Below are 17,207 nucleotides of genomic sequence, written 5' to 3'. Positions count from 1 at the left end.
ATGCCAAACTTTACTATTTCAAAAAAAAATATTTATAAACTCCTGTCATCAAGTTTACTATTATTTACGGTGTTTACATTAGTTAATTGTGAAACCGAAAATGTAAAGACAGATTATTCGAAACCTGGTTTAGTTATCCCAAAATCTAATGAATCAATAGGAAATAAGCCTGTAGATCTTGGGCCTGTAATAGACTCTATTAAATTACTCGATTTAAAAAGTATTTATTTTATACCATCAAATCAACCTCTAGGTTTTCCATCTATTGCTGTTGGGGATGTAGTTGTGAATGGCAACACCCGCAATAAAATTTCATTAACTAATTCAGGATGGACACATCCATCTGTTTTATATTTTGAAACTGCCTGGAATGGTTATCATTATTGGTGTGCAATCACACCCTATCCTAACAGTGATCCACAATATGAAAATCCTCATATATTTTGCTCTAATGATGGAATTACATGGAATGAACCGATTAATATTGTCAATCCAATAAACTACTCTCCAATAGGGTTGGCCTATAGTTCGGATGTGAATTTGATGTTCAACGATGGTTCTTTATATTGTTATTGGAGAGATAACGGAATAAGTATAAACGGATTAAATAGTAGAGCTCTTATGGTTAAAAAGAGTTCTGATGGGGTCAATTGGACCCCTAAAGAGTTGGTGGCGAGCTGGTCCAGTGGTATTGATGTTATAGCACCATCAATTGTGAAAAATGAAAAAAAATATTATTGTTATGGCGTTTGTGTAAGCGAAGCCTTATCAGGTAGTTATTATACTCAATACTGTATACGTAGGGCAGTTAGTGAGAATGAACTTGGTTTTACAATAGACAGAAATAAGGGTTATGATTTAATTAATATTGAGGGAAGGCCATGGGGTATCAAACAAGAGCCTTGGCATACTGATGTTCAAAAAATAGGGAATGTATGGTTAATGCTTGTTACTACAACTGATAATGGTCAGTATGGAGCTAATGGGGCTTTGTTTATGGGCTATTCGCTGGATGGGAAGAATTTTTCATTTAATAATAAGCCAATTTGCAATTCAATCGGAACTTATAAAAGTGGATTTGTACCAACATATGATCGTCAGAATAAAAGGATAAAAATTCAGTTATGGCGTGCCCAAGTTGCAAATAACTGGCAAGTTTTTTACGATGAATTCTTAATAAATATTAGTTAAAAAATTAACCGATTAAACTTTTGACTTTTAAAATAAATAAATGATTTCAGGAGAGTTAATTAGATAGTAAATATTTATTTAACAATAAACAAACAAATTAAATTCGTTAATCCATATATGTCACTTTTACAGAAACTAGCTGCTTACCGTTTTTCTCGTTATTTTAAACTTTGTTTTCTTGTGTGGGACATCGTATTGTTAAATCTAGCGATTATTTTTTCGTTATTAACTCTATATGATAATTTGGATCGGTTGGATTTGAAAGAAGTACGAACCATTTCTTTATTGTCCAATGTTTTTTGGGTTGTCTTGTTGCTTTACAGGGATTCTTATCGAATAGTGCGTATTGAAAGAATTGAATCTATATTGATGCGTGCCGTTCGAATGATCCTGATTCATGCCGCTTTAATAGTTATGCTTATCGTTATTTTGAAATTTTCTGATATTTCTCGCTTGCGTTTACTAAGTTTTTATTTGATATTTTTTGTTTTCCTATTTGTATCCCGAGTTGTATTTATGAAACTCTTAAAATACATTCGGGCTCAAGGATACAATTTTAAAAATGTTATTATAATAGGAGCTAATGATACCGGAGAACATATGCGTAAAATTTTATCCAAAGATCTTACTTATGGGTATCGTGTATTGGGTTTTTTTGATGATAAAGTAGATCCTTTTGCTTTTATACCCTCCCCACTATTAGGAGGATTTGATGCTATTCAAGATTATATCAGCACTGAAAATGTGGATGAAATGTATATTGCACTCCATATTGACAGCATTAAAACGATTAATTATCTGACGGAACTCTGTGAACGCTATATGGTGCGAATTAAGTTTATACCTGATTTTCAGCTATATACGAAATCTCGTAGGGTTGAAATCAGCTTTTACGAAAATACTCCAGTTTTGATGCTCAGGAAGGAGCCGTTAGAGATTACTTCTAATCTTCTGTTAAAGAAAGCGTTTGATATTTGTTTTTCCTTCCTTGTCATTGTATTAATTTTTCCTTGGCTTTTTCCCATTTTGATTATTTTAATCAAACTAGATTCTTCAGGTCCTGTTTTTTTTAGACAAGAACGTTCCGGACGGGATAATATAGCATTTGGATGTTTGAAATTTAGAACTATGCAGGTGAATGCTTCAGCGGACAAAGTGCAGGCTACTTTAGGGGATAAACGAGTAACTAAAATAGGAGCGTTTCTGCGCAGGACTAATATGGATGAACTGCCTCAGTTTCTAAATGTCTTTTGGGGAAATATGTCTGTGGTTGGCCCACGTCCGCATATGTTAATGCATACTGAACAATATTCTGAACTGATAAACAACTACCTGGTGCGTCATTATGCTAAACCCGGAATTACTGGGTGGGCACAAGTCAATGGTTTTCGAGGCGAAACAAAGGAACTGCTGGATATGAAGGATAGGGTCGATTATGATATCTGGTATATTGAAAACTGGAGCTTGATATTGGATTTGAAAATTATTTTTCGAACTGTTTTTAATGTATTTCAAGGAGAGAAGAACGCGTATTAGTTTTAGTTTTCAGGGATTAGTATTGTCAGTAAATAGTAATTAGTAATTTAGAAGTTAATTAGAATAGGGTGATAATGTATTTCTATTCAAATTCAAAAACTATTTTACTGAACAAAATAAATAGTGCACTACTAGGTTTTAAGTAATTTAAATTAGCTTTTTTGTTTAAACCCTAATCCGAAAGATAATCCTTATATTTGCACCTTTTAAAAATTAAAGTCATGTGAAATGAGTTTAAGAATGCATTTGTAGTAATTACAAATAATTTTATGTGATTTGGACTGTTGCTAACAGGACAAGTAGTTACATCTGACCTTAAAAAAAACAATAAATAGTACCTTATGAAATATTTGTCTTTACTACAAAAAACAATTCCATTGTTTTTTATCTTATTATTTTTCTCTTGCGCCTCCAGAACCGATGTCGTTTATTATCAGGATATAGATGGTTCAACCTCTCAGGAGAAGTCGAATTCTTATGAAATTAAAATTCAACCAGATGATTTATTGATGATTATTGTTTCTGCAGAAGACCCAGAGATTGCTATGCCATTTAACTTAATGTCAATAGTAACACCTAATTCTACTAAATTAGATGCAGCAACCGGACAGCAAACGATGCAATTGTATTTGGTAGATGCCAGTGGTAGTATAGAGTTTCCAATTTTAGGCAAATTGAAAGTAAGCGGATTAACTCGTTCCGAGGTGCTTAAGATGTTTAAAGACAAAATATCTGTGTACATAAAAAACCCTATTATTAATCTTCGTGTCATGAATTTTAAGGTTTCAGTACAAGGAGAAGTTACCTTGCCAGGAACTTACAATGTGAATTCTGAAAGAATTACTTTGATAGAGGCTTTAACAATGGCCAAGGACTTGACGATTTATGGTAAAAGAAATAATATTTTGGTCATAAGAGAAATAGATGGCGTAAAATCGTACAACAGGGTTGATATTACTAAATCGGATTTTATTAACTCTCCTTTTTATTATTTAGCACAAAACGACGTGATTTATGTGGAGCCTAATAAAAATAAGGTAAATGGAGCTGCCATAGGTCCAAATACAGGAGTGATTATTTCTATTTCATCATTATTAATTACTTTAATTACCTTACTAATTACTACTACAAAATAAATATATTTCATGGAAAATAACCACTTTGAAGAAGATTTTGAAAATGATTTTCAACTTAAAGAATTTTTAAATAAATACTCCATATTCTGGAAATGGTTTGTAGTTGGTATCTGTGTCAGTTTGGTATTGGCTTTTTTGTATTTACGCTACACGATACCGCAATATCAGGCTTCAACCACTATATTGGTAAAAGATGAGAAAAAAGGAGGAATGCTTTCTGAATTGTCTGCTTTTGCTGATTTGGGAATGGGTGGTGGTCTTAAAAGTAATGTAGATAATGAGATTGAAATTTTAAAATCTAGAAAATTAGTAGAAACTACCATTAAAAAGCTGAATCTTAACATTGCCTTTTTTATTAGTGGAAAGGTGGTAGATAGAGAAATCTATGGAGAAGCCCCAATTGAAGTTTATTTTGTAGACAAGACAAATCAATTTTATGAAAATAAAATGGATTTTAAATTTATTGAAGTAACATCCAATACTTTTAAATTGGAAAATCAAACAAAGAATGAAAAATCTAAGGTATTATTAAGTAATAAAACAGTATTTCGATATGGTGATTTAGTCCTAACCAAATATGGGGATTTAATTATTAGTAAAAGTAAATATGATAGTTCAGTTATTATAAGAGATTATGAATCGATTAGGATCCTTATAAGTCCTCTTGGAGATGTTGTTGAGAGTTTTAGAAATAGATTAAAAGTGGAACCAATCAGTAAAACAAGCAGTGTGGTTGCCGTTTCTATTACTGATCCCGTAGTAAAAAAAGCAGAGGTCTTCTTGGATAATTTAATACAGATTTACAATGAAGCTGCTGCAGCTGATAAAAATTTTATTTCAGAAAACACTTCAAAATTTATTGCCGATCGATTGACGTTAATCACCCAAGAATTAGATGGGGTTGAGCAAGATGTAGAAAGTTTTAAAAAATCGAATAATCTGACCGATATAGAGACAGAAGCCAGGCTTTTTATAGAGGGTTCCAGTGAGTATGATAAAAAAGGAGTTGAAACTGAAATTCAGCTGAATGTAGTGGCTTCTATGCTAGACTACATGAAAAGAAGTACTAATTCAGACTTGTTGCCCAGTAACGTGATTTCCACTGATGGTGATGCTTCGGGCTTAATCAGTTCCTATAATCAATTGGTTTTAGATAGAAACCGGATTTTGAAATCAGCTACTACTGCTAATCCATCGGTAGTTAAACTGGATCAGCAAATAGCGTCGCTGAAATCTACAGTAGGCGCCAGTTTACAAAGACTGAAATCTACTTTAAGCATTCAAAAAAGAGATTTGCAAAGTAATGAGGGTATTTTAAATGCTAAAATTGGAAAAATTCCTATTCAGGAGCGTCAGTTTAGAGTCATTGCCAGGCAGCAAAAGGTCAAAGAAGAACTGTATTTGTATTTATTGCAAAAAAGAGAAGAGACTGCTATTTCTTTGTCGGCCACTGAACCTAATGCCAGAGTAATCGATGTGGCAAAGGCCGGTAGAGCACCTGTTTCCCCTAAAAAAAATATTATTTATTTAGCAGGCTTATTGTTAGGAATACTTGTTCCGTTTGGCATAATATATACTAAAGATTTATTGGATACCAAAATAAAAAGTCGTTTGGATCTGGATGGAAAAACATTAATTCCTTTTATAGGGGATGTGCCTACCTCTGATAATCCATCACAGATAATGAGGTCAGAGAGCAGAACGAGTTCAGCAGAAGCTTTGCGAATTATTAGGACGAATCTTGAGTTTATGGTTAGTAAGGTTCCTGAAGGATTGGCTAAAACTATTTTTTTAACCTCTACTTTTCCTAAAGAAGGGAAAACCTTTGTGTCAGCTAATCTTGCAGCTACGTTTGCCTTGTCGGGTAAAAAGGTATTGTTGATAGGAATGGATATCAGGAATCCCAGATTGGATGAGTATCTCAATTTGCCAGATCGCGGTGTTACGAACTATTTGTCTTCTAAAGATTTAGTACTGGATGATTTAATTGTAAAATACGACGGATTTGAAGATTTTTATGTTTTACCTGCAGGTGTAATCCCACCGAATCCTGCAGAATTATTAATGAATAAGAAAGTAGATACTCTTTTTGATATTTTAAAAAGTCAGTATGATTATATTATTGTGGATACTGCTCCTGTGAGTTTGGTTACCGATACCTTATTAATTGCGAAACATGCGGATTGTTTTATTTATGTAGCTCGTGCTAATTTTTTAGAAAAGCGTATGCTTACTATTCCAAATACATTGTATAAAGAGCAAAAATTGCCTAACATGTGTTTGCTGCTTAATGATACCGATTCAACAAAGGGATATGGATATGGATATGGTTACGGTGTAAAAGTAGAAGAAGAACCTTGGTATAAAAAAATATTGAAGTTATAGCATAACAAGTTTTTGAATTAAACAGAAAAAAGTTTACTTGATATTTTTATTTTGTAAACTTTTTTCTATTTAATGTCATTATTCCTTATGGAATTTACTGATTTTTGCCATTTAAAAACTATTGTTCTTACTTTCGCAAAAGAATAGTAAGACTGTCGTCCTGTACTTTAGTATAAATCAATCAAATGACTTTTTTGATTTATATTTCCTACTGAAACTATAGATTTTCCTATAATTTTACTCTAGCTTTGTAAAAATTAAAATAGAGTATGCCTTTTTATGTGGCTTACTATTGCGTAGCCGTGCGGAGTCTTCATTGATAACGTTTGCTGTTGTGTTATTTTAAATATAATGTATGATAAATCGTAAACTTTAGATTAGATATGAAAAAAATAATTACTGTTATTGTATTTCTTGTAGCTCTTTTTCAATCCTCAACATTGATGGCACAAGATTTACTTAAAAGTACAGACTTGAGTACCTTGAAAGTAGATTATTTGTCGGATAGTGATATTGCAAAAATAAAAGCACAGCTCTTAACAAATAATATGACACTTGAGCAAGCAGAACCTATGGCTTTGGCAAAAGGAATGACTGCAAGCGAATTTGCTAAGTTGAAATTACGTTTACAGGGAGATGCAAGCTTGTCAAGTCTTGATAAAAAAGAAGGTTTAAATGGCAAAATTGAAACAAATGAGCTCACCAGAAAACAGGAAAAAATAGTCAATACTAAAGTAAAAGATACTATTAACGCCTTAATTTTTGGGTCCGAACTTTTTGATAATCCTACATTAAATTTTGAGCCCAATTTAAAATTAGCCACACCAGTGAACTATGTTTTAGGTCCTGGAGATGAATTACAGATCAGTGTATATGGCATACAGGAGTTTAATGCCAGTGTACCTGTCACCATGGAAGGTAAAGTAAATATTCAATATGTTGGTCAAATTCCAGTATCCGGAATGACTATAGAAGCCGCTACACAGAAAATAAAAGGAGCCATAGCTAAAGTGTACAGTACAGTTGCTTCAGGACAATCTCAAGTTGGTGTAAGTTTGAGCCGCATTAGGACAATTAGAGTGACTATAATAGGCAGCAGGCAACCGGGTAATTATTCTATATCTTCTTTGGCAACTGTTTACAATGCGTTGTTTTTAGGCGGTGGTCCTGGTAAAAATGGGAGTTATAGAAATATAGAATTGTTAAGGGATAATAAAGTATACAAAAACATTGATATTTATCGTTTCCTTGTAAATGGAAACCAATCTGATAATGTGGGTTTAAAGGATAATGATGTTATTAGAATTCCAGCATACAATCAACGCGTTACTGTTGAAGGACAGGTAAAACGTCCTGGTATTTTTGAGATGAAAAAGGGGGAAACATTTTCTGATTTATTATCCTTTGCCTCTGGTTTTAATGAATTTGCTTATACTGCCTCAGTAAATGTATTGCAAAAAACTGATAAAGAATTTAAAGTAATAGACATTAATGGTTTAGAATTTAGTACTTATAAACCACTTTCTGGGGATGTTTTTAGAGTGTCTAAAATTTTAAATCGATTTGAAAACCGTATTAAAATTGAGGGAGCCGTTTTTAGACCTGATACCTATTCCTTTTATGAGGGTATGCGTATTTCTGATTTGATTACTAAGGCTGATGGATTGAAAGAAGATGCTTACAGCAATAGAGCAAGAATCATTCGATTACAATCCGATTTGACAACAGAAATAGTTAATGTGAATTTGACTAAAGCCTTAGCGGGTGACCTTGCTGCAGATGTTCCTTTAAAAAAGGAAGACATAGTAACGGTATATTCTATTTTAGATTTTGTAGAGGAATATAAAATAACAATTGACGGTGAAATAAAAAATCCAGGTGTTTATGATTATTATGAGAATTTGACACTAAATGATTTATTGGTACAAGCTGGTGGTTTGACTGGTTCCGCTTCCAAAAGAGTTGAGGTAGCTCGAATGATTATGTCAGAAGAAATTGATGATGCTAATCCAAGTAAAGCACTATTGTTTAATATTGAAATTACGGCAAATAATAATGAGCAGTTGAAAAATTTTGAATTGCAACCTTTTGATGTTGTGAATATCCGTAAAATGGCTGTGTATGAAAAACCGGAATCGGTTACCATTAGTGGAGCTGTAAATTATGCGGGTAAATATGTTTTAGTAAACAAGAAAGATAAAGTGTATGATATAGTTCAGCGAGCTGGAGGTTTGACTTCTTTGGCGAATATAGAGGGAGTCAAAATTAAGCGTCCAATACAAGCCAAGCAAATTGAAGATTTGGAAAATGTAAATCTGAACTTGGGTAAGCAAGATAGTGTTCAAAAAAAATTGAGCAAAAAATTAAAAGAGGATTTAAAATTTGCTACCATACCAGTCGATTGGAAGTCCATTCTTAAAAATACAAAAAGTAATACCAATGTCACTTTATTTCCTGGAGATGAAATTGAAGTAGCGGCTTTTAATGAGGGAGTAAAAGTTACAGGAAATGTATTGTTAACCTCTGAAATTCCCTATACAAGAGGAAAAGGATTCGGCTATTACTTGGGTGCGGTAGGTGGTGTTGATAACAAGGGATGGAAGAGAAAATCCTATATTATTTATCCTAACGGAAAAGCGGCTGTAGCACATTCATTCCTGTTTATTAGGTCCTATCCTAAAGTGAAGCCAGGTTCGCAAATTATAGTGCCTGAAAAACCAGAAACAAAGAAGATGAGCACGGGTGAATTTGTTAGTATTGCTGGAGTTTTAGCGAGTTTGGCAGGGGTGATTATAGCGATATTGAGATAATAAGCAGTAATCAGTGTTCAGTGAATGTTCAATAAGAAGGAGTTTTTGTCCAGTGTACTCTATCTATCGCCCATCGAAAAGTGATAACGAACATCGAAAAATGCCCAAAGGAAATCGACCATCGAATAACAAAAATATATGAACGAAAAACATGCTAAAGACGAAATATCGTTAAAAGAACTTATTGAAAAAGGAAAGGAATGGTTTTCATATTTGCTTTCGCAATGGAAGGTTATTGTTTTGGCGGGTATTATAGGCGCTGGATTGGGTCTTGCCTATTCTTTTAGTAAAAAACCAGTGTACACGGCCAGTTTGTCTTTTGCTTTGGAAGACGAAAAAGGTGGCGGTGGTTTGGGGAGTGCCCTCGGATTGGCCAGTTCGCTTGGCTTAGATCTTGGCGGTGGCGGCGGTAGCATTTTTACCGGCTCTAATTTGACGGAGTTGTTCAAGTCGCGTGCAATGGTAGAACAGACTTTGTTGAGTCCCGTCATTGTTGACGGAAAGTCTATATCCTTGGCGGAGATGTTTATTCAGAATAATGGATGGAGAGACCAATGGAACGATACACCAAAATTTAAGGCTATTCAGTTTTTACCCGATACTAAGAGAAAGTATTTTACCCGAGTGCATGACAGTATTTTAGGGGTTATGTATCAAAATTTGTCTCAAAGCGGATTGGTAGTGGGACAAAAAGATAAAAAAATAGCAATCATTACAATTGATGTGTCTTCAACTAATGAATTGTTCTCTAAATATTTTACTGAATCTTTGGTAAAAGAAGTATCCGATTTTTATGTCATGACAAAGAGTAAAAAAGCACGTGAGAATATGGATATCTTGGAACGTCAAACCGATTCTATTCGTGGGGCACTCAATGGTGCCATTACCGGTGTTGCTGTTGCTAATGATAATACTTTTGGATTGAATCCTGCCATGAATGTGCGCCGTGCTCCTTCTGCACGCAGACAGGTGGATGTTCAGGCCAATACTGCGATACTAACCGAGTTAGTTAAACAAACTGAACTAGCCAAAGTTACTTTGCGTAAAGAAACGCCATTAATTCAAGTTATTGATCAACCTATTTTGCCTTTGAAGAAAGAAAAGTTTGGTAAGGCAAAAGGTATTATACTAGGCGGGTTTTTAGCGGGTTTTTTGATTGTGTCTTTTATGGTTGGAAGAAAGATATTAAAACAACTGTAATAATATATTTTTTTGATATTACTGCTCTTAATTATTTTTTATATTTTAATAACTTACAGTTGAAAATTCTAATTACTGGTATTAAAGGTTTTTTAGGTATAAATCTAATAGAAAGCTTAGATAAGCATGAAGTATTTGGATTAGGAACCCAAGGGGAAACCATAGGTGAAATTCAAGTCTTTAACTCTAACGATTTAGATAAATTTGAGCAAGATTTTGATTTAGTTATTATTTGTCATGCGGCTGTTGAATCTGGAACTACTACTCTTTCAAATGAGAATTTATTTAATGTAAATGTTTCATTGACAGAAAGAATAATTTATAAATTCAAAAATGCTTTTATAATTTACATATCTACAACATCTGTATATGATTTCAATTTTGACTCTATAACAGAAACTTCAAATATTAATCCTCAGTCAAATTATTCACTGTCTAAATTATGGGGTGAAAAAATAGTTTCAATTAACAAAAAAACAGTAATCCTTCGATTATCTTCAATGTACGGAATAGGAATGAAAGAGAATACTTTAATTCCTAATTATGTAAATCAAGCTTTAAATAGCGGGATAATTGAAGTATGGGGAAAAGGGGATAGACTTCAAAACTATGTTCATGTTGATGATGTTGTTCAATATATTGATTTAATTATACAAAATAAAGAAAACTTATACGGCAAAATACTTTTGGGTGTTTCTAAGAAACAGTATTCAAATTTAGAAATTGCACACATTATATTAAACTATACAAAAGGAAAGATTAAATTTGTTAATGAAGATAATTCTAAATCTTTTTGTTACAATAATAATTATACTAGAAATCTTTTAAATTGGGAATCTCAAGAAGAAATAGAAGATAGATTAAAAAAATATATTGAATGGAAAAAAAAATATTAGTTACCGGGATTGGTGGAAATGTTGGACAAGGTATTCTAAGAAATATTAGAGATTGTTTTCCGGAAGTAATAATTGTAGGAGTTGATGTTGCAATTTTTACCTCGGGAAATTTCCTATGTGATAAAACTTTTCAAGTTCCTTATTCTTATGAGGATAATTATATTAAAGTTATTCAAAATATTGTTGAAGAAGAAAAAATCGATTTAATTATACCTTCGACGGATTATGAAGTTTATTATTTAGCTTTGAGCAAATGCGCTTTAAAAACTAATGTTGCAGTCAGTGACTATCAAATTGCAAAAATATACTTAGACAAGTACGAAACCTTTTTACATCATAGCAAACATAACATACCATTTGCAAAGTCTTGGTTACCAAAAGACTATGATTTTTCTGAAAAGGAAATTATTGCAAAACCAAGGGAAGGAAGAGGATCAAGAGGAATTTTGATTAATCCTTTAAATCCCTCAGAATTACCAGAAGGGTATATGATTCAACCTTTGGTAAAAGGGAAAGAAATTACTACTGCAGTATATGTAACAAAAGAAAATTTTCTTCATTCTATTTTTACTATGGAAAGGGAATTATCTAATGGTACTACTTCTAAATCTAAAGTTATATTCGATTATGACAATGATTTGAGGATAATAATTCAAAAAATGATAGACTTAGGAGGCTTAAAGGGAAGTTTCAATTTGCAGTCTATAGTTACAATAACTGGAGAAATAATTCCATTTGAAGTGAATTGCAGAATTTCAGGTACAAATTCAATACGACATAACTTAGGTTTTCAAGATGTTAAATATGCTGTTCAGGAATATTTATTTGATATAAAACCAGATGAAGCAAAACCAATTAAAGGAATTGCGACTCGCATTTTGCTGGATGTTGTTTATCCTGAAGCTGAGGATGAAAACAATCTTAATAATAAATTTTCACAACACGTTTTATATTAAATAGATAATGATTAAATATATTTTCTTTGATGTTTCTGGAACTATTTTAGGGAAACCAATTTTATTTCAGAAAATTAATGAGGCTTTAAATACCTTTGGTTATATAATTTCGCTTGATGAAATAAAATATAAACATAAATTATTGTCAGAAATTATTCATTTCCCAGATAGAACAGATGTTGAATTTTATAATTATTTTAATGCCGAACTTCTCCGTTTATTAGGTATTATTCCAACAGAGGAATTATTGTCAGCCATTTTTGAAAGCTGTACTTATTTGCCTTGGGAAAAATTTGAAGACTCCAAAGTTTTGACGGAAATTGAAATACCAATCGGAGTAATTTCAAATTTTAATGGCACCTTAAAAGATAAATTAAATCAATTTTTCGGCCCTGTTTTTAAAGATATTCTTGTTTCTGAAGAATTAGGAATTGCGAAGCCTAAAATTGGATTTTATCAGAAGGCTTTAGATACAATTGGTTATGATGCCAGTGAGATCTTGTATATTGGAGATTCGATGAAATTAGATATTGAGCCGGCAAGCCAATTAGGTATCAAGAGTTTATTAATAGATCGTGATGATTTTTATAAAAAATCAAGTTATAAAATCAGCAGTCTTAATGAGATTTTAAAGTATATTTAATGAAATCACTTGCGATAATTGGAAGTGGAGACTTAGGCCAGCAAATAGCTTATTATGCCATTTCTGACAATCATTATGATAAAGTAATCTTTTTTGATGACTTTTCAACTAGTAAAACAGTAAATGGATTTTTAATAGCCGGTAATTCTGATTGTATTGAAAAAGAATTTTTGCTTAAGAGTTTTGATGAATTAATTATTGGCATAGGATATAAACATTTGGAAATCAGAAAAAAAATGTATGAAAGATTTGATGGAAAAATTCCATTTGGAAAAATTATACATTCATCTTCCTGGTTAGATAAAAGCTCAAAAATTGGTGTTGGTTGTGTCATTTATCCCAGATGCAGTATTGATGCAAATGTTGTCATAGAAAATAATATAATAATTAATATAGGATGTACAGTAGCACATGATACAAGAATACAAAACCATTGTTTTCTTTCTCCAAGAGTCGCTTTAGCAGGTTTTATAGATGTTGAAGAACAATGTGTTTTAGGAATTAATTCTACAATTATTGATAATATAAAAATTATCGCAAAAACACAAATTGGCGGAGGGACAGTTGTAATAAAAAGTATTGAGAAATCGGGGTTATATGTTGGTAATCCAATGAAATTTATAAGATAAAATTATTATTTAATTTATACAGTATTAAGAGAATGATACCATTTAATAAGCCTTATCTAACAGGTAAAGAAACACACTATATTTATGATGCTGTAAATTCTGGAAAAATTTCCGGAAATGGTAAGTATACTCAAAAATGTCAATCTTTTTTTGAATCTAAATATGGTTTTAAAAAATGTTTATTGACAACATCTTGTACAGATGCACTAGAGATGGCTGCTATTTTAGCTGAGATTAAAGAAGGAGATGAAGTAATTGTGCCAAGTTTTACATTTGTTTCTACTGCGATTGCATTTATTCGTCAGGGGGCAAAAATTGTCTTCGCAGATTCCTATAGCGATAATCCAAATATTGATGCTGATAAAATTGAAGCATTGATAACTGATAAAACAAGAGCAATCGTGCCTGTTCATTATGCAGGTGCTTCTTGTGATATGGACAAGATTATGGAACTTGCCAGTAAATATAACCTACTGGTTATTGAAGATGCCGCACAAGCAATAGATAGTTTTTATATTGGAAAAGATGGTGTTAAACGTGCATTGGGATCTATTGGGAATCTGGCAGCTTTCTCCTTTCATGAAACAAAAAACATTATATCTGGTGAAGGAGGAATGTTAACTATTAATGATGAAAGATTTATACATAGAGCAGAAATAATTTGGGAGAAAGGAACAAATAGAGCTGAATTTTTTAGAGGAGAAGTAAACAAATATGGATGGGTAGATACTGGATCATCATTTTTGCCTTCTGAAATTATAGCGGCTTTTCTTTGGGCTCAAATTGAAAATTTAGACTCTATACAACAAAAAAGAGTCATGCTCTGGTCTTACTATTTTTCAGAGATTAGTAAATTGGAAATAGATGCTTTTAAATTGCCAATTGTGCCGGAGTTTGCTACAAACAATGGGCATATGTTTTATTTGAAATGTTTTGATGGAAGCGTACGTGAAAAGTTAATACAAAGTCTTAAAGAAGAAGGTTTTCATGCAGTGTTTCATTACCTGTCTTTGCATTCTAGTGAATTCTATAAAGATAAACATGATAAAAGAGAACTTTTAAATTCAGATCATTTTACAGATTGCTTAGTTCGTTTACCACTTTATTTTGAATTAGAGCAAAATAATTTGGATGCTATTGTACAATGCATAAAGAATAATTTTAAATAAAGTGAGTTTAAAAATTGAATCTTTATTACGTTATTTTAAAAATGAAGACCGATCAAAAAATATTCAGGCTAATGTTATAGGTTCTATAATATTAAAAGGAATAAGTATTTTTCTTAGCCTTTTAATTGTACCAATAACTATAAATTATATCTCACCTTATCAATATGGAGTATGGATCACTATATCTTCTATCATTGGATGGTTAAGTTTTTTTGATATTGGATTTGGAAATGGACTTAAAAATAAATTTGTTGAAGCTGTCACTCATGGTAAAATAAAACTAGCGAGAATTTATGTAAGTACAACTTATTCAATTTTAATATTAATCATTTTTGGCATTTGGCTTTTATCAGTTATACTTTCCAGATTTGTTGATTGGCCTAAATTCTTAAATGTTAAGGGAATCAATAATGAGAATTTTTTTTATATCTTACTAATTGTTCTTTCAACCTTTGCATTTCAGTTTATTTTTGGATTGATCAATACTATTTTATCAGCCCTTCAAAGGCCGGTAATAACATCTCTGATAAACGTAATTAGTCAATTCTTAATTTTAGTCGGAATATTTGTATTATCTAAATTAAGCACAGGTTCAATTATAAATCTTAGCTTATTGATAGGGCTTGTAAATACCTCAGTTCTGTTTGTTTTTTCTCTCTATTTATTTTCAACTTCGCTAAATAAATATTCGCCAAAATTAAAATATGTTAGGTTTAAGTATGCTAAAGGTTTGTTAAGCTTAGGATTGAATTTTTTTATTTTACAGATTATTTCAATCATATATTATGAAACAAATAATATCATAATAACAAAATCATTAAGTCCTCTGGATGTTACAATTTATAATCTGGCATTTAAATATGTTTCAATTATAGGAATGTTTTTTAGTATCATTTTAGCTCCTTTTTGGAGCGCATTTATAGAAGCCAGAGTGCTAAATGATTTGACATGGATGCGATTGGAAACAAAAAAATTATACAAAGTATTTACTCTGTTCTTTTTTGGAACTATTGTACTCGTTTTTTGTTCACCATTTGCTTATAAAATATGGTTTGGAAAAAGCGTAACTGTACCGCTTCAGTTAACCATATACATGGGTATCTGGCAAATTTTTAATATGTGGAATTCATTACATTCTACTTTAATATACGGATTTGGAAAAATTAGATTACAAATAATTGCTTCAGTAACAGTTGGAATATTAAATATTCCGTTAACTATTTTTTTTTGTATGAGATGGGGTTTAAATGGAGTTGTTTTGTCGCAAATCATTTTGGCGGCATTAATTTCATGGATCGGACCACTTCAATTGAGTACCTTATTTAATAAAAAAGCATATGGAATCTGGAATAAATAAAAAACCAAATATTCTAATTATAACCAGTTTTTTATCTAATGATAATTCTTCACAAATGATTTGGGACGTTACTAAGTCTCTTGAAGATTATTATTGCGTTGATATTTTGTCAAAATATCCAGTAAAAAAAGAGTTTTTTAATATATATTCTGCCTATAGTAATTATGAAAAATTAATTCATAGTTATTTTAATATTTTAGAAAGTAAATTTAAAAGTTTTAAAAAGAAAATAATAAAGTCCGTAGAAAAAAAAACGCTCCCTTATTATTTTTTTGGAATTAATGAAGAAAAGCCTCCGGTAAATCCTAAAAGGATCGTAAGTAAAATAGACAAGGAATATGATTTTATTTTAATTTTTTTTTGGCAAGGATTGTTAACTTCAAAAACGTTACAGGAAATATATAAAAAAACTAAAAAGCCTTTATTGTTAATTGCTGCTGATATGTTTCCAATGACAGGAGGATGTAGTTATTTCTGGGACTGTGATAGATTGAAAAATTCATGTGGTAAATGCCCGGGGATCTCTTCAAATAATGAAAATGATACTACAAGAAAGAATTTTTTATTTAAAAAAGAAATATTAAGTAATTTAAATTGTGTTTTTTTAGGTAATTCATGGCAAATAAATCATGCAAAAAAATCAGGATTGTTCAAAAATATGGAAAAAATTTATCCTATTGTCGATGAAGATGTATTTAAGCAAAGAGATAAATTATTATTAAAACAAAAGTTTAATTATTCTAATAAGATAGTTTTATTTTTTGGAGCATTAGGTGTTAACGACCCACGCAAAGGGTTTCAATATTTATTAGACTCTTTGAAATTGCTTTCGGAATTAAGGCCGGATTTAATTAAAAATATAGTTTTGTTAGTTGCCGGAAGTGGAGATAAAGTTGAAGGCTTAGATAAATTTGAAGTAAAATACACAGGCCATCTTACATTTGATCAATTAGCTGAACATTATGCCTTGGCTGATGTTTTTCTCAGTCCTAGTATACAAGATGCCGGACCAATGATGCTTAATCAAGCTCTTATGTGTGGTACACCTGCAGTTGCATTTAATATAGGAACAGCTTGCGATATTATAAATGACAATACCGGATATTTGGCAAAATATAAAGACAGTAAAGATTTTTGTAACGGAATAATTCAAATAATTACTAAGTCAGATACTGAACTTCAGCAAATTTCTGAAATTTGTAGAATTCAATCGCTGGAAAGATCCTCGTATAAAGGATTTCGAAATGGAATTTTAACTTCTTATAATAAAATTAAAAGTAACTAATTAAGTAATCAGTT

At 31.4% G+C, this 17,207-nt stretch carries 13 protein-coding genes; all 13 read left to right on the top strand.

All coding sequences use genetic code 11. From position 1 onward, the window contains the following. The 13 genes from QLS31_RS05270 (at position 1) to QLS31_RS05210 (ending at position 17,193) form a co-directional block, all read left to right on the top strand. Positions 1 to 1,191 carry a hypothetical protein gene (locus QLS31_RS05270; protein WP_282743013.1) on the top strand — a complete coding sequence of 397 codons (1,191 nt, stop codon included), beginning with the start codon at positions 1 to 3 and terminating at the stop codon, positions 1,189 to 1,191. A gap of 117 nt (positions 1,192 to 1,308) precedes the next feature. Continuing rightward, entirely contained in the window at positions 1,309 to 2,727 is a 1,419-nt protein-coding gene (locus QLS31_RS05265; protein WP_282743012.1) for an undecaprenyl-phosphate glucose phosphotransferase, read from the top strand. A 341-nt stretch (positions 2,728 to 3,068) separates the two neighbouring features. Further along, complete coding sequence (locus QLS31_RS05260; protein WP_282743011.1) at positions 3,069 to 3,863, top strand: polysaccharide biosynthesis/export family protein; 795 nt, start codon at positions 3,069 to 3,071, stop codon at positions 3,861 to 3,863. A 9-nt stretch (positions 3,864 to 3,872) separates the two neighbouring features. Continuing rightward, on the top strand, positions 3,873 to 6,248 hold the full coding sequence (locus tag QLS31_RS05255; protein WP_282743010.1) for a polysaccharide biosynthesis tyrosine autokinase: 2,376 nt from the start codon (positions 3,873 to 3,875) through the stop codon (positions 6,246 to 6,248). Positions 6,249 to 6,631: 383 nt separating this feature from the next. After that, positions 6,632 to 9,058 (top strand): SLBB domain-containing protein, encoded by a 2,427-nt coding sequence (locus QLS31_RS05250; RefSeq protein ID WP_282743009.1) that lies wholly within the window; start codon positions 6,632 to 6,634, stop codon positions 9,056 to 9,058. A 138-nt stretch (positions 9,059 to 9,196) separates the two neighbouring features. After that, a complete protein-coding gene (locus tag QLS31_RS05245) occupies positions 9,197 to 10,258 on the top strand; it encodes a Wzz/FepE/Etk N-terminal domain-containing protein (protein ID WP_282743008.1) in 1,062 nt (353 codons plus the stop codon). A 59-nt stretch (positions 10,259 to 10,317) separates the two neighbouring features. After that, entirely contained in the window at positions 10,318 to 11,154 is an 837-nt protein-coding gene (locus QLS31_RS05240; RefSeq protein WP_282743007.1) for an NAD(P)-dependent oxidoreductase, read from the top strand. After that, a complete protein-coding gene (locus QLS31_RS05235; RefSeq protein ID WP_282743006.1) occupies positions 11,136 to 12,110 on the top strand; it encodes an ATP-grasp domain-containing protein in 975 nt (324 codons plus the stop codon). The genes QLS31_RS05240 and QLS31_RS05235 overlap by 19 nt, the downstream gene beginning before the upstream one ends. A 7-nt stretch (positions 12,111 to 12,117) precedes the next feature. Beyond that, positions 12,118 to 12,753 (top strand): HAD family hydrolase, encoded by a 636-nt coding sequence (locus QLS31_RS05230; RefSeq protein WP_282743005.1) that lies wholly within the window; start codon positions 12,118 to 12,120, stop codon positions 12,751 to 12,753. Then, on the top strand, positions 12,753 to 13,382 hold the full coding sequence (locus QLS31_RS05225) for an acetyltransferase (RefSeq protein WP_282743004.1): 630 nt from the start codon (positions 12,753 to 12,755) through the stop codon (positions 13,380 to 13,382). The genes QLS31_RS05230 and QLS31_RS05225 overlap by 1 nt, the downstream gene beginning before the upstream one ends. A 32-nt stretch (positions 13,383 to 13,414) precedes the next feature. Further along, positions 13,415 to 14,551, top strand: coding sequence for a dTDP-4-amino-4,6-dideoxygalactose transaminase (gene rffA, locus QLS31_RS05220; protein ID WP_282743003.1), 1,137 nt, complete (start codon positions 13,415 to 13,417; stop codon positions 14,549 to 14,551). Between the two features lies 1 nt (position 14,552). Continuing rightward, positions 14,553 to 15,908, top strand: a complete 1,356-nt coding sequence (locus tag QLS31_RS05215) for a lipopolysaccharide biosynthesis protein (RefSeq protein ID WP_282743002.1) — start codon at positions 14,553 to 14,555, stop codon at positions 15,906 to 15,908. Further along, positions 15,889 to 17,193 carry a glycosyltransferase gene (locus QLS31_RS05210; protein ID WP_282743001.1) on the top strand — a complete coding sequence of 435 codons (1,305 nt, stop codon included), beginning with the start codon at positions 15,889 to 15,891 and terminating at the stop codon, positions 17,191 to 17,193. The genes QLS31_RS05215 and QLS31_RS05210 overlap by 20 nt, the downstream gene beginning before the upstream one ends. Positions 17,194 to 17,207: the final 14 nt, after the last annotated feature.

The organism is Flavobacterium sp. XS2P24 (assembly GCF_030010285.1).
GTDB lineage: Bacteria > Bacteroidota > Bacteroidia > Flavobacteriales > Flavobacteriaceae > Flavobacterium > Flavobacterium algoritolerans.
This window is presented reverse-complemented; position numbering and strand designations above follow the sequence as displayed.

Coding starts and splice junctions, on each gene's coding strand:
- QLS31_RS05265 (WP_282743012.1), top strand. CDS start 1,309: ATGTCACTTTTACAGAAACTAGCTGCTTACCGTTTTTCTCGTTATTTT.
- QLS31_RS05250 (WP_282743009.1), top strand. CDS start 6,632: ATGAAAAAAATAATTACTGTTATTGTATTTCTTGTAGCTCTTTTTCAA.
- QLS31_RS05230 (WP_282743005.1), top strand. CDS start 12,118: ATGATTAAATATATTTTCTTTGATGTTTCTGGAACTATTTTAGGGAAA.
- rffA (WP_282743003.1), top strand. CDS start 13,415: ATGATACCATTTAATAAGCCTTATCTAACAGGTAAAGAAACACACTAT.
- QLS31_RS05255 (WP_282743010.1), top strand. CDS start 3,873: ATGGAAAATAACCACTTTGAAGAAGATTTTGAAAATGATTTTCAACTT.
- QLS31_RS05260 (WP_282743011.1), top strand. CDS start 3,069: ATGAAATATTTGTCTTTACTACAAAAAACAATTCCATTGTTTTTTATC.
- QLS31_RS05225 (WP_282743004.1), top strand. CDS start 12,753: ATGAAATCACTTGCGATAATTGGAAGTGGAGACTTAGGCCAGCAAATA.
- QLS31_RS05210 (WP_282743001.1), top strand. CDS start 15,889: ATGGAATCTGGAATAAATAAAAAACCAAATATTCTAATTATAACCAGT.
- QLS31_RS05245 (WP_282743008.1), top strand. CDS start 9,197: ATGAACGAAAAACATGCTAAAGACGAAATATCGTTAAAAGAACTTATT.
- QLS31_RS05235 (WP_282743006.1), top strand. CDS start 11,136: ATGGAAAAAAAAATATTAGTTACCGGGATTGGTGGAAATGTTGGACAA.
- QLS31_RS05270 (WP_282743013.1), top strand. CDS start 1: ATGCCAAACTTTACTATTTCAAAAAAAAATATTTATAAACTCCTGTCA.